This window comes from Psychrobacillus sp. FJAT-21963, from assembly GCF_001420585.1.
Taxonomy (GTDB): Bacteria; Bacillota; Bacilli; order Bacillales_A; family Planococcaceae; genus Psychrobacillus.
This window is the reverse complement of sequence record NZ_LJIY01000002.1, coordinates 441,619-455,545: the sequence shown is the minus strand read 5'-3', so window position 1 is coordinate 455,545 and position 13,927 is coordinate 441,619. Positions and strand designations below refer to the sequence as shown.

10 protein-coding genes are annotated in these 13,927 nt (G+C 34.2%); 1 reads left to right on the top strand and 9 read right to left on the bottom strand.

Annotation, left to right across the window (positions count from 1 at the left end; translation table 11 throughout):
- Nucleotides 1-46 precede the first annotated feature (46 nt).
- From AN959_RS08080 to AN959_RS08045, 8 genes are all read right to left on the bottom strand, one after another.
- Nucleotides 47-1,930 (bottom strand): nitric oxide reductase activation protein NorD, encoded by a 1,884-nt coding sequence (locus AN959_RS08080; RefSeq protein ID WP_056829744.1) that lies wholly within the window; start codon nt 1,928-1,930, stop codon nt 47-49.
- Nucleotides 1,931-1,939: 9 nt separating this feature from the next.
- Complete coding sequence (locus tag AN959_RS08075) at nt 1,940-2,803, bottom strand: MoxR family ATPase (RefSeq protein ID WP_056829742.1); 864 nt, start codon at nt 2,801-2,803, stop codon at nt 1,940-1,942.
- An 87-nt stretch (nt 2,804-2,890) separates the two neighbouring features.
- A complete protein-coding gene (locus tag AN959_RS08070; protein ID WP_053589618.1) occupies nt 2,891-3,088 on the bottom strand; it encodes a DUF6501 family protein in 198 nt (65 codons plus the stop codon).
- A 717-nt stretch (nt 3,089-3,805) separates the two neighbouring features.
- Nucleotides 3,806-5,050, bottom strand: coding sequence for a 2-oxoglutarate dehydrogenase complex dihydrolipoyllysine-residue succinyltransferase (gene odhB / locus AN959_RS08065; protein WP_056829740.1), 1,245 nt, complete (start codon nt 5,048-5,050; stop codon nt 3,806-3,808).
- Between the two features lie 30 nt (nt 5,051-5,080).
- Complete coding sequence (locus AN959_RS08060) at nt 5,081-7,885, bottom strand: 2-oxoglutarate dehydrogenase E1 component (RefSeq protein ID WP_056829738.1); 2,805 nt, start codon at nt 7,883-7,885, stop codon at nt 5,081-5,083.
- Nucleotides 7,886-8,111: 226 nt separating this feature from the next.
- Entirely contained in the window at nt 8,112-9,482 is a 1,371-nt protein-coding gene (locus AN959_RS08055; RefSeq protein ID WP_056829737.1) for a cell wall metabolism sensor histidine kinase WalK, read from the bottom strand.
- The gene (locus tag AN959_RS08050) at nt 9,479-10,150 is read right to left on the bottom strand and encodes a response regulator transcription factor (RefSeq protein ID WP_056829735.1); all 672 of its coding nucleotides are present in this window, start codon (nt 10,148-10,150) and stop codon (nt 9,479-9,481) included. The genes AN959_RS08055 and AN959_RS08050 overlap by 4 nt, the downstream gene beginning before the upstream one ends.
- Before the next feature lie 34 nt (nt 10,151-10,184).
- Nucleotides 10,185-11,840, bottom strand: coding sequence for a diguanylate cyclase domain-containing protein (locus AN959_RS08045; RefSeq protein ID WP_056829733.1), 1,656 nt, complete (start codon nt 11,838-11,840; stop codon nt 10,185-10,187).
- Between the two features lie 357 nt (nt 11,841-12,197).
- Between AN959_RS08045 and AN959_RS08040 the strand changes: the two genes are divergently transcribed.
- Nucleotides 12,198-12,743 carry a GNAT family N-acetyltransferase gene (locus tag AN959_RS08040; RefSeq protein WP_056829731.1) on the top strand — a complete coding sequence of 182 codons (546 nt, stop codon included), beginning with the start codon at nt 12,198-12,200 and terminating at the stop codon, nt 12,741-12,743.
- A gap of 80 nt (nt 12,744-12,823) precedes the next feature.
- On the opposite strand, the gene AN959_RS08035 is transcribed toward AN959_RS08040, so the two are convergent.
- Nucleotides 12,824-13,900 carry an undecaprenyldiphospho-muramoylpentapeptide beta-N-acetylglucosaminyltransferase gene (locus tag AN959_RS08035; protein ID WP_056829729.1) on the bottom strand — a complete coding sequence of 359 codons (1,077 nt, stop codon included), beginning with the start codon at nt 13,898-13,900 and terminating at the stop codon, nt 12,824-12,826.
- Nucleotides 13,901-13,927 lie beyond the last annotated feature (27 nt).

Sequence of the window (13,927 nt, the reverse complement as noted above, 5' to 3'; positions counted from 1 at the left end):
AACGAGTTTTACTTAAAACAAAACCGCCTTCAAAAAAGGCGGTTTTTTATGAACTCTTTACTACATGATGTAGTATTTTTTTCAATATTCTTAAAGTTTCTTCCGAGAATTTTTCTAATGAGGAAGCGGTTGCAGTTTTTTTCCCAAAGATTAAACGGAACAGCTCTAATTGTTCTTCGGTTGCATCTGCATCATTTAAAAATAAATGTAATACTGTTATATTCTTTCTTTCAAGCTCTACTACTGCTTCTGCTGTATCCATTATTCCGTTTTGGGCATATCCAAATGCGGAAGGTTCTCCGTCAGAAAACATAAGCAAAAATTTATGATGCTCCTGTCTATCTTCTAGTCTTTTACCCATCCACCTTAAAGCGAATCCATCGCGATTATCCTCATGTGCATTTATGGAAAGAATATCTAATCCATTATCTTGTTGTCCGTCTTCCAATTTATGAATCCATTCAAATGTGTTCGGCTGTTTTGACTCAGATGCTTCATATGCATCTTCGTAATGTACTACAATTTCATGTGCAATTTGTAGTTTCCTTAATACATCATGAAATAGTAGTACTGCCTTTTTCGTATCTTCAAGCTTATCTTGCATAGATGCGGAACCATCTACTAGCAAGCCGAATACTGCGTTTAATTGTGTGCTTGGTGCAGTTTTTTTATAAAATGGTTTTGGTCGTTCTTCTGTCCAAAAAACGGACAGTTTTGATGAAAGCCTACCTTTTGATAAATTCTCACGCTTAGCTATTTGTTTTTGTTCCATCCGCTTTTTCATCTCATCAACAAATGCTTTTACATAAGGTGCTTGTTCCTGTCGGTAATTTTCCAATAATCTATTATCTTGAGCGATAGAATTTGTAATTATTCGTTTTTCATCATACACTACATGAACATTCTCTTTACCAAAAGCAGTACCCGCTTTTTTTATAGAATCTGAACCCTTTAAAGATTGATTGTCACTATTAAGCTCAGCTGTGCTACCAGAAGATTGCCATTTCCCAATTTCTGTAATATCATGTCCTTCTTGCCCTTCTTCTGTGGCTATACGTTGATCAGCTTTCCCATCTCTTCCATGTTCCAATTCAAATTGTAAATGAAGTCCTTTTTCATCTTCATTTTCTCGGTGCCAACTTCTAAATACCTCTTCAATCGTTTCTTTCGATTCCTCTTCCCCTGTTTCAGAATTCTTCACACCTTTATGGTAATGAAAATCAGATTCTCGTAAATTGGAACTTGAAATAATCGAATAATATTCATGAATTGTATCTTCTTTTAAATCATCCATAAAAAGATAAAAAAATTCATATACCATACTAATGGAAGATTGTGTATGGCTATTTTCATAAGCTTTCTGAATAATACTATTTGCTTTATGAAATAATTCAGGCCCTGTTACACGCATAGTACCTTCGTAAAGACAAACATATAAGTAACTAATAAAAGCATCAGCTAAAAAGCCTTTTTGACTATTTACTACTAGTTGTTGTTTATGAAATGACAAGTACATTTGAATTCTTTTCTCAAATACTTTAATCGTTCCAACTCTTTTTTTCTGGATTTTTTCAATTAAGCGAAATTCTTCTAAACAAAACACTAATTGATCCATCCATTTTGAAAATGTTACTGGCTGATTTTCTTTGTAATCTCTCCATATATGGAGGTTGAAATCTTTCCAAAATCCCTCAGAAAGTAAATAGATATCAGACATCCTACCAGCATTCATTAGGCGTTCTTCACGATGTCTCCAAAACACACTTATTGACAAAGACTGCTCTTCTGGTTGAAATTCCATTAACTTACGTTCTTTAACCATTAACATTGAATTTGAAGTTAAAGCCTTGGCGACATTTTCATAATGCATTAACTGCCTTGCATCAATAGTTTCATTATTAAATTGTATAAAACGATCTATAGAAGGCATCTAAATCCCTCACTTCATCCAAGAAGAAGCTAGTTCTATTACAAGCTTTTTCTCTTGATCGTCCTCTAATTTTTCTGCAATTGCATAGGTGATTGCCCTCATTGGATCAATATATTCAGCTAGTTCCATTGCATATTGCATACTTCTAATCGAAGCCGCCTCTTCTGATAATAACCCTTGTTTCACTTGATTCATCAGATCTTCTGCTAAATTTAACATTAAAACATGCAATTCTTTAGATGAATTTGGAAAAAGATCCATCCATAGTTTTTCAAGAAGTTCTCCTGAGATATAGGGAATTGAATAGGATACAAATCGATTCTTTAATGCCTCATTCATAGGTGTAGTACCTATATACCCTTCATTGATTGCAGCAATAACCGAAAAGTCAGGGTGTGCTTTTATGACTTCACCAGTAAACGGATTGGTTAACATTCGTCTGTAATCCAATACACTATGTAGTATAGGTAAAGTTTCGGATTTTGCCATGTTGATTTCATCAATATATAATATATGTCCTTTTTTCATTGCTTCGAGAACTGGCCCTTCCACAAATTCAATCGAGTTAAGTCCATCTTTTAAAACAATCGTTTTAAATCCAAGTAATGCTTCCGCATCTAAATCAACTGAACAATTAATGCTTTGCACTGGCTGTTGAAAAAATGCAGATATTGTTTCAGCCAATTTGGTCTTTCCTGCACCTGTAGGTCCTTTTAGTAATACCGGCTTTTTTAATGTCACAGCTAGTAATACATCTTCTAGCAAATGTTCATTTGGTGACATATAACCACCTTCACCGATTAATTGCTTGTCTCCATCATTATGAGTTCTCTGCAATCTATTCTGTCTTTCTTGTTCGATGACATTAATCATTTCTAATTCTCCTTATGTAAAAAAAGCCGATGTCTCCACCGGCTTTTTTGTCAGACTCCTACATACATTTAACATAATTATTTTCTCTTATTGAAAATATTCCTTATAATAGCCGCCAACTTTTCCTGTATTGTCAATGACAAATAGAAATTCTTCTGTTTCATTTTTGACTTCATATGTGTTTCCAACAGTAAGAACGTTACTCACTAAGAATTTTTTTGCATCTGTATGAACACATTTTACCGTCTTAAGTGTTGGCTTTGTTGCCCAATTAGTATGTATCATATAACCACTTCCTTTATATTATAGTATACGATGGTGTACAGAAGATTTCAAACGAAAGTAATACATAAAGAAGTAACCTAGTCTGTACTTGTTCTAAATCGATTCGCTATCAAAGACAAATTCTACAACTACATTACTTTACGCGTATAACACAGATGTGTTATAGCCACTCGCTACACATAAGCCTTCGCAGGATGAGTCGAAGGGCACTTAAAAAGTCCTCAATGAGTTTTGATAAAAGTATGTGAACGACAAGTTGTTCACATACTGGATTTTTATTTTGGACCCGTTAATTTCCGTTCCAGGCGGACGCGTTCCGCCGGCATGGCTTCAGCCGCTTCCCTCGCGCACTCAGTCCAGGGTCTTCAGCTCATGCGATTCCGGCTGGAGTCGCCGCCTTCCACTCCACTCAACTATTATCCGCTTTTCAATTAGAAAACCATCATACCATTAATAGAGCAAGTTTTTATTCCTTATATTTTTACAATTATTATTTATAGAAAATCGTTGATAAAGGCGACACTCCTGCGGGAATAGCGTTGGCAGCAGACCCCGCGCAGTTGAGGGGAAGGCAATCTAAGTTCGCCGCATCCTGCACCTGCGCAAAGCTCGATTTCCCTCTACCTATAAAATAGAATTTTCACTGACCCCTACAATCGAATATTGGCGCAAAAAAATACAGACCCTCAAAAATGAGAGTCTGCATTTTATTACTAATTAAGAATTTAACATTAAGTCTTCTGGGTTTTCTAGAAGCTCTTTTACTGTTTTTAAGAATCCAACGGAGTCTTTTCCATCGATTACTCGGTGGTCATACGACAGTGCCACATACATCATTGGGCGAATTTGAATTTCATCACCAACAGCGATTGGTCGTTTTTGAATTGTATGCATTCCTAGGATACCTACTTGTGTACCATTAAGAATAGGAGTTGATAATAATGAGCCAAATACTCCACCGTTTGTAATTGTAAATGAACCACCTGACATATCAGAAAGTGCTAATTTGTTATCACGAGCTTTTTTAGCAAGTTCTCCAATATTACCCTCAATTTCAGCAAAGTTTTTACGATCTGCATCACGTACGATTGGAACAACTAAACCGCCTTCTGTAGAAACTGCGATACCAATGTCATAGAAATTGTTTTTTACAATATAATCCCCATCAATTTGAGAATTCACGTAAGGATATTTTTTAAGTGCTGCTACTACAGCTTTTGTAAAGAATGACATAAATCCAAGACGAACATCGTTTTCTTCAAAGAATTTATCTTTTTTGCGAGAACGTAAAGCCATCACGTTAGTCATATCAATTTCATTGAAAGTAGTTAACATCGCAGTGCTTTGTCTAACTTCCAATAAACGAGAAGCGATTGTTTGACGACGGCGAGACATTTTCTCGCGAGTAAAACGACCATCATCTTCTTGTCCAGCTGCTTTTGCCGGCGTTGGAGCAGGTGTTGCTGCTTTTACAGGAGCAGAACCATGTGCTGCAACATCTTGAACACGTACGCGTCCCATAGGGTCTACCGGAGAAATTTCACTTAAGTTAATACCTTTTTCACGAGCAAGTTTACGTGCAGCCGGACTAGCAATAGTACGGTCTTGTTCATTATTGTTTTCAACAACTTCTGCTGCTTTTGGCGCTTCAGATGGTGTAGAAGCAGGAGCTTCTGACGCTTTTGTTTCAGCACTTGGTGTTGGTGCTGCTGGAGCTGCAGAGCCTGAACCAGCTCCTACAATAGCAATTACTTGCCCAACTTGTACTGTATCGCCCTCTGCAAACAATAATTCACTAACAACGCCAGCTTCTTCTGAAATTACTTCAACGTTAACTTTATCAGTTTCAAGCTCAACGATAAACTCACCTTTTTCAATTGTATCACCAGGTTGTTTTAACCACTGTGCAATAGTACCCTCTGTAATCGATTCTGCTAATTCTGGAACAATAATTTCTGCCACTTTAATTTCCTCCTCTTATCTAACCTTACCTTAATTGCTTTTTAATGCTTCTTCAATAATGCGTGATTGTTCTAACTTATAAGTATCAATATCACCTTCTGCTGGGCTTGAACGATGAACCCGCCCAACGTACGAAATATCTTTTCCTTTAGCTAGATCTAGTAAATATGGCAGAGCAAAATTCCAAGAACCCATATTTTCTGTTTCTTCTTGTGCCCATACTAGTTGTTTTACGTTAGGATAGCGCTCGATAATGGCTTGAATTTTTTCAGCTGGGAATGGATATATTTGTTCAATACGAACAATATGCAAATAATCATATCCTTTTCCATCTTTTACTTTATCAGCCAAATCAATTGCCAATTTACCACTAGCGAAAACGATTTTTTCAACTTTTTTCGTATTTTGCCCAAGACCTGGTTGTTCGATAACTGTTTCAAATTGACCAGTAGTTAACTCTGCTACATCTGCCCCTACTAAAGGATGGCGTAAAAGAGATTTCGGAGAAACAATGATTAATGGACGAATTGCTTCTTCTTTTAACATTTTAGCTTGTCTGCGTAAAATATGGAAATAGTTTGCCGCACTTGATAGATTAGCTACTGTCCAGTTGTTTTCTGCAGCAAGCTGCAAGTAACGTTCTAATCGAGCACTAGAATGTTCAGCACCTTGGCCCTCAGATCCATGAGGAAGTAACATAACTAGCCCTGATTTTAATCCCCATTTAGAACGCGCTGAACTGATGAAGTTATCAAACATAACTTGTGCCATATTTGCAAAATCACCATATTGCGCTTCCCAAATGGATAAGGAATTACTATCTTCCAGGTTATATCCAAACTCATAACCGAGTATTGCAGCCTCAGTTAATGGACTATTGTGAACAACGAATGATGCTTTTGAATCACTAATACTGTGAATTGGTGTTAGCTCTTCACCTGTTTTTTCATCATGAAGAACTAAATGTCTATGAGAGAAAGTCCCACGTTGTGCATCTTGTCCAGTTAATCGAATAGAATTTCCTTCTTGTAAAATAGTAGCGAATGCCAATGTTTCTGCATGTCCCCAGTCTACTTTACCTTTTCCTTTAAATGGTTCCTCACGACGTTTTAATATTTTCTCTAGTTTTTTAAATGCAGTAAATTCTTTTGGCCAAGTTAATAACTCTTCATTAATTTTTGCTAATTGACTTTCTGGTACCCCAGTTTGAATTTCAGGCATGCCATTTAATACTGCTTCCGGAATAATAATATCATGTGCTGTTGATTGTGGCAGTTCTTTCACACGATCATATGCCTTTTGCATACCGCTGAAAACATCTTGGTCTAATGATTTAACATCTGTATCCTGTATTAAATTTTCCTCTACTAATTGTTTCCCATAAATTTCACGAACTGTTGGATGCTTGTGAATAATATGGTACATAGCAGGATTAGTTACAAGTGGTTCATCCATTTCGTTATGACCATAACGACGGTATCCAAGTAAATCAATTACAATATCTTTTCCAAACTGTTTACGGTAATCATAAGCAAATTTTGCTACAGCTATAACCGCTTCTGGATCATCAGCATTTACATGAATAACAGGAACTTCGTAACCTTTAGCTGGATCTGAAGAATAGTTAGTGGAACGAGAATCGTAATGTTCCGTAGTAAACCCTATCATGTTATTAGCAATAATGTGAATAGATCCACCCGTTTGGAAGCCACGAACTCGACTATAATTTAATACTTCAGTCACAATTCCTTGACCAGGAAAAGCCGCATCCCCATGAATTAATATAGCGAATGCTGCATTTTTATCTTGCACTGGATATCCTGAAGAATTTGTAGTCTCTTGAGCAGCACGAGTTTGCCCAGTGACAATTGGGCTTACAACTTCTAAATGGGATGGATTATACGCTAGCTTAACAGTTAGACCAGATTTAGAACGATAAGAAGCACCATTATGGTATTTAACATCACCATACCACCCTTTAGAAATTTCTAAAGATCCATCCTTTGGTAAGAATGCGTCACTTGGTACATGTGCAAATTCAGCGAACATCATTTCATACGGCTTATTTAAAACATGAGTTAACACATTTAAACGTCCACGGTGAGCCATTCCGATATTTACTTGTTTCGTATTTGTAGCGTCTGATTGACGTATTAATTCTTCAATAAGAACAACCAATGTGTCTAGACCTTCTACTGAAAATCGTTTTGCCCCAACAAAAGTACGGTGAATAAATTTTTCAAAACCTTCTATTTGAGTTAAACGTTTCAATAATTCTTTTTTATCATCTGCTGAAAGGTTCCCTTTTATAGCACCCTTTTCAATTCGTTCTTGTAACCATAAACGTTCGTCAGAATTTACAATATGAGCAAATTCAAAAGCAATATTATTTGTGTATACTGATTTTAAGTGCTCAATAGCTTGTAAACCATTTTTAACGTTTTCTGGTGGATTAGTAATAAGTAATTCTACTGGGATTTCAATCAAATCTTGTTCCGATAGATTGTATGTTTTTATATCAATTTTGGATTCGTTTTTAGGACCATCATTTAGTGGGTATACATTAGCAGCTAAGTGTCCATGTGAACGAATTGCATCTGCAAGTTGAATAGCACGAATAATTTTATCAAAATTATTCGGAGATACTGCAAGATTTGAAGCTTGAATATTTGATTCTGAGGATGAAGCTAAAGAAGGAGCTCCGTATTGTTTAAATAGATTCACTAATTCATTATCTACTTCTTCTGGAGATTGTAGATATAAATCGTACTGCTCCATTACATAACCAAGGTTAGGACCAGAAAAAGCTGACCAAGGTGTTTTATTGTTCGACATTTAGAAAAACCTCCAACATTTTGTGCCTATTATGGCTGATGATAAAAATGATTANTACACAATTTGTGCACATTTACAGTTTACCATTCTTTCGCAATGACATAAAGAACCTTTTGAAAGAACGATTTTTCCATTACCATCTTACTACTATCTGAAAAAAATACAATCCTTTTTCACAAATTAATTTGAATTTAAAATTATTTTTTATCGCTCATTTTATTTTCACTTATTTAATTGAAATATTAGGAAAAAACAGACGAAAAATTGTTCCTTTTCCAGTCGTACTTTCTACTTCAATCTTCCCTCCATATTCAAGCATTAACATTTTTACAATACTTAAACCAAGCCCAGAACCACCCTTTGATTTTGTCCTTGCTTCATCCACAATGTAAAATCGATCAAAGATTTTTGAAACTTGTTCTTCTGGAATTCCTATTCCATTATCTTGGACTGTAAGGATTGTATACAACCCATCTTGATAACCCTTGATTATTATAATTGGATCATGCTCATTGTACTTAATTGAATTATCCATTAAGTTCCTTAAAATTTGCAGTAAAGCAGTTTGTTCAATTGTAGCTACATAGGTTGAATCAATTTCTACTTGTATACGGACATTTGAATGTACAAGCTTATATTCATTTTGTAATTGGCAAATAACTTCCAATATATTTGTTAAAGATGTTTCTTTTGAATTCTCTCTTCTTGCAAGCTTCAACATTTCTTCCATGAGCTTTTTCATTTTTTGAATTTCAACAAGAGAAATTGATAACGATTCTTCTAATACTTCTTGTTCTTCCTTTCCCCAACGATTTAAAAGGGACAAGTGTCCTTCCACAACTTGTATTGGAGTTCTAAGTTCATGGGAAACATTATAAATAAACTCATCTTGCCTTTTAATCGTTTCTGAAACTTCATTCATTAGTTGTTTGTAAATAAGTAGAAGTTCACCGATTTCATCATTTGTTGAATAATTAAAACTTACTTGTTTTAAAAATTTGTGCTGTTTTGCTCTTTGCATTTCATTTCTTAACTCTTTAATAGGTTTTAATAAAATAGAAGAAATTGAATAACCAATTAGTGCAGATAATAAAAGAGAAATAACAGCAAAAATTAGCATCGCAATTAAAATATAGTTCATAAGCTGAGAAAAATTCTCAAGGTCATGAGAAATTTCTACATAACCCGAAAATGTTCCAAAGTTGAGTGTCTCTATTTTATGAAAAACAATTTGATCATTTATTACTTCGCGTTGAAAATCTTCCATATTGTACGTGAATTCCGGAAAATCACTTGCATCATTAATACGTAACAATTCTATACCATCTTTGTTCATTATTCGAACAGATTGTTTTTGGTTCACAATTTGATTTAACAGTGTTCGATTTCTACTAATATCCTGAATCGTTAGAAAAGGCCCTTTTGATTCAATGAAGAGAACAACCTCATTTAAGGTGTTTTGTGCTATTTTCTTTTCTGAAATAAGCATCCAGTTATAAAGAGAAAAATATAAAATGACACACATCGTAAGAAAGCTCAAGAAGATAGAAATAGCTGAACTAAAAGTCCATTTTTTTTGAAGGGTCCAATTTTTCATTTTCTCATCACATACCCTACCCCTCTGACTGTTTCAATCATATGAGAAACAGCAGGCAGCTTCTTTCTTAAATGCCTTATGTATACATCAACCACGTTAGTTTCAACCTCTGTGTCATACCCCCATACTGTTTGTAATATTGCATCTCTCGTTAAAACCTTATTTTCATTTTCCAATAGATAAACCAACATATCATATTCTGTCTTAGTGAGTTCTACCTCTTTTTCTTCAAAGAAAACTTGATGCGCATTCTTATCAACAACCAACTTATCCATTTCTAACTTTGTAGAGGGTTCCGTGTAATTAGCAACTCTTCTCAATACCGCACGAATTCTTGCGAGTAACTCCTCTATTGCAAAAGGTTTAACAACGTAATCGTCAGCACCAGCTTCCAACCCAGAAACACGATCAATTATTGCATCTCGTGCAGTTATAAGAATTATTGGTGTATTTTTTTGTTTTCTAACTCTTCTACATATTTCAAGTCCATTTAAACTTGGTAGCATCAAATCAACTAACAACAAATCATATTGGTTTGAAATTGCAAGCTCCATACCCTCTCTACCATCATGACAAACGGTAACTTTAAAGCCCTCATGCTTTAATTCCAATTCAACAAATTTAGCTATATTCACTTCGTCTTCTACTATTAATAGATGAAATTCCATATTTTAACCCTACCTTTTAAAATAGCCGTTCAAATTAATTTTGAACGGCATTCGTATAAAGAAAGTTATTTTTACCAAGTTTTTTAGCAGCGTATAATGCTTGATCTGCTTTATCTAATAACTCGTCAACGCTTTTCCCATCGTGTGGATAAATGGATATTCCAATAGATGATGTTGGGGTAAATAGATGATCTCCTATCATCCAACCAATTTTTAACGTATCTTGGATAGCGTATATCAATTTTAAAATTTTTTCACTACTGCCATCTTTATAATCGTCTACTTTATCTACTATTATAACGAATTCGTCTCCGCCAAGCCTATAGCAATTGAACTGGCCATTAACGCAATGTTGAAGCTTTTCAGCAAAACGTATTAAAAATTGATCTCCAACATCATGCCCAAATTGATCATTTACAGATTTAAAGTCATCCCCATCAATATATATCAATGCTATATTATTGTCGCCGTTTAGAGAGTCGATAGCTATTGGTAAATCTCGGTGAAACGATCGGCGATTTGGAAGCTCAGTTAAACTATCATGATAGGCCATAAACTTTAACTTATCTTCTAATTCTCTTTTTTCCGTAATTTCTCTTGAAACTACAACAAACCATTTCTCGTCTTCTTCATCTCTGTTCCTTTTTACTTCAGTAATTGAAGTATCTGCCCAGATAGTATTCCCATTCTTCTTCTTCATTAAAAGTTCTGTTCGATAAATACTATTTTCATCAATAGAGGGCAATAGATGTCCTGCTTCTACTCTGTCTTCTGATATTAGACTAAGATAATAAGTCCCAAGGAGCTCCTCTTTATCATATTGAAGAATAGTTTCATGACTTGGTGAAGAATATAGTAAATAACCTTCTTCATCTGTAATAGCTATGAGGTCATTTGAATATTCTGTTATTAGAGTAAATGTTCGCTCTATGTTTCGAAGCTCATCTATAATTCTTTTCTTTTCAGTAATATCAAATTGAATTGTTAAATACTTTTCAATTTCACCATGTTCGTTCATGATGGGTATTACATTTGCATCTACCCAATAAAAAGAACCTGACTTGGTCCGATTACGAATCTCACCCCGCCAAATACTACCATGTTTAACTGTGCTCCACATTTGTCTAAAGAAATTTTCATCATGGAAGTTTGAGTTTATCAATCGGAATGTTTTTCCAACAATTTCATTTTGTTTAAACTGGCAAGTATTTTCAAAAACTTGATTGACCATTTCAATTATGCCATTTTCATTGGTCATTGCTACTAAGGCAGCTTCATTGATTTCTTTTTTATAGCTTTCCAAAATATAAGTAGAAGCTTGCATTTCCTTAGATCGTGCTACTTTTTTTGTAATGGCGAGAATATATTGATTTTCTCCATCAAAAATAGGAATAGCTGTAGTTTCATTAACATGCGTTAAATTGGAAATCGAAAAATGATCTTGATAAAAAATAGACTTCTTTTCCAAGAAAGCTCGTTTATAATTGTTGACTATTGTCATATAATGATATTCTTCTAAACAATCTTCTAATTTTTTCCCAATAGGATTTTCAGAAAAAACTTCTTCTGCTTTTTTATTAATACATTCATATATAAAAGTATCGTCTAATTTCCGCATAAGAAAGACATAATCATCTGATAAATCATATAGTAAACTAAATTGTTTTGGAGTTATAACTGCTTCAGTCATTATTTCAAAAAATCTCCTATCGGCATTGATTCTCATATCCTTTAATCATATTTATTTAACGATAAAGTTACAAGTATTTTAACAATTTTTTTGGAAATATCCTTCACAAAAAATTAACATATTATTAGAGACATTTCTCTATGCAAAAGGAAAAAAAATTAGTATATTATAAAAGCAAATAATTTTATAAGACAAAGTTCGCTTTGTCGAGGGAAGGCAAATGGTGCGCCACCAGTATTGAGCTGGTCCTAGTAGGTTCGATTCCTACCCCGAAATTTTTTATGCATTTTAAAATGAAAAATTTCAGGGAACCTAGGATGATTATGCTCATTTTGGTTCTTTAAGGGGGCACTTATTTTGATTAGAAAACGTGATTTACATGAATGCACTGCGCTTTACGAACTAATGTCTGACCCTAGCGTTCTTGCTTATGTTCGTCAAAAAGCTAGTTCAGCAGACGAATATTGGTTCATGACAAAGCAGTTAATGGAAGAAGAAGAGAAAGGTTTATCGATTTCTAGAACCATTATCAGTGATTATGGTCAACCGATAGGAACTATAAACTTATTTGATATAGAAGACGGAGCTGGATTCCTCGGTACCTGGATAGGAAAACCATTCCAAGGACTAGGTTACAATAAAAAAGCAAAAGAACAGTTTTTAAATGAAATGTTTTTCGAAACAGATATTCATACAATCTTTCTTCGTATTCGAAGAAGCAATGCCAAAAGTATTCGAGCTACTGAGAAACTTCCTTACGTTCTTAAAGCAAATACAACCCATTCTAAAATTTATGAGGCAATTAATAGACAGTCAGATATTTATGATCTTTACTATATTCCAAAAGACTTGTTCCATCTAGTAATGTTACAACAAAGTACAGAGGAAGAACAAGCGATGTAATAATAGAAAACAGAAGTATGTACGGTTAATTCATATAAAGAACTCCCGTCAAATAGCTATTTGACGGGAGTTCTTTATTTTTATTTTTTATGCGATAAAAGAATTTCAACAAATTGGCTTGGAGTTTTAGGAGAATTTGCAGCTTTTTGTTTATTTATAATTGTTTCCTTAGCGTTAACTAGCTTTGTAATCGATTCTAGAAATGATTGTTGTGTTAAGTTTTCCTCTTCTAATACAATTCCAAATCCTTGATTCTCAAAATAGTTCGCATTTAGTAATTGATCTCCCCTACTTGCATGAATCGATAAAGGAATTAAAAGCATTGGTTTTTTTAAAGCTAAAAATTCAAATATAGAATTTGATCCTGCTCGCGTAATAACATAATCTGAAATCTTTAATAAATGAGGGAGCTCAGTTGTGACATATTCGAATGCAATATAATTTGGTTTTCCTGTTAGTGATGTATTTAAGTTACCTTTACCACAAAGATGTATGATTTGATATTTTTTCGTTAACTCATATAAGTTGTCGTAAATGGCTTCGTTTATTTTAGCTGCTCCCTGGCTACCACCCATTATAATAATAGTCTCTTTGTTTGCTTTAAACCCAGTCAGCTGCTCTGCTATTAATTCATCGCCATTAAACAAATCTGGACGAATAATCGCTCCGATAGAAGATGACTTTTCTGCAGGAAGGTATTTTAATGTTTCTTCAAAAGTAGTAAATATGTGTTTTGCGAAGGAGCTAGCAATTTTATTTGAAAGTCCAGGTGTTATATCCGATTCATGAATAACTACTGGTATATTAGCGAATTTTGCAGCAATTACGACAGGAACAGAAACAAATCCCCCTTTAGAAAAGATGAGTGATGGTTTGACTTTTTTAATGATTCTTGTCGCTTGAAGTGTTCCATAAAGGACCTTAAATGGATCGGAAAAATTTTTAATGGAAAAGTATCTTCTTAGTTTGCCATTTGAAATTGCTTGATACGGTAACGATGGGAAACTTTTAGTGATAATCGATTTCTCTATTCCATCTGAAGAACCTATATAATGAAGTTCATAGCCTTTATCTATTAATTCGGGAATAATTGCTTCATTTAATGAAACATGCCCTGCAGTACCTCCACCTGTTAATACAATTGTGTTATTATTCATTAATAATCTCCTAACTATTTTATAACT

Excerpts from the sequence above, each read along its gene's own strand:
- AN959_RS08080 (WP_056829744.1), bottom strand. The coding sequence starts at position 1,930 with ATGCCTTCTATAGATCGTTTTATACAATTTAATAATGAAACTATTGAT.
- AN959_RS08075 (WP_056829742.1), bottom strand. The coding sequence starts at position 2,803 with ATGATTAATGTCATCGAACAAGAAAGACAGAATAGATTGCAGAGAACT.
- AN959_RS08070 (WP_053589618.1), bottom strand. The coding sequence starts at position 3,088 with ATGATACATACTAATTGGGCAACAAAGCCAACACTTAAGACGGTAAAA.
- AN959_RS08060 (WP_056829738.1), bottom strand. The coding sequence starts at position 7,885 with ATGTCGAACAATAAAACACCTTGGTCAGCTTTTTCTGGTCCTAACCTT.
- AN959_RS08055 (WP_056829737.1), bottom strand. The coding sequence starts at position 9,482 with ATGAAAAATTGGACCCTTCAAAAAAAATGGACTTTTAGTTCAGCTATT.
- AN959_RS08050 (WP_056829735.1), bottom strand. The coding sequence starts at position 10,150 with ATGGAATTTCATCTATTAATAGTAGAAGACGAAGTGAATATAGCTAAA.
- AN959_RS08045 (WP_056829733.1), bottom strand. The coding sequence starts at position 11,840 with ATGACTGAAGCAGTTATAACTCCAAAACAATTTAGTTTACTATATGAT.
- AN959_RS08035 (WP_056829729.1), bottom strand. The coding sequence starts at position 13,900 with ATGAATAATAACACAATTGTATTAACAGGTGGAGGTACTGCAGGGCAT.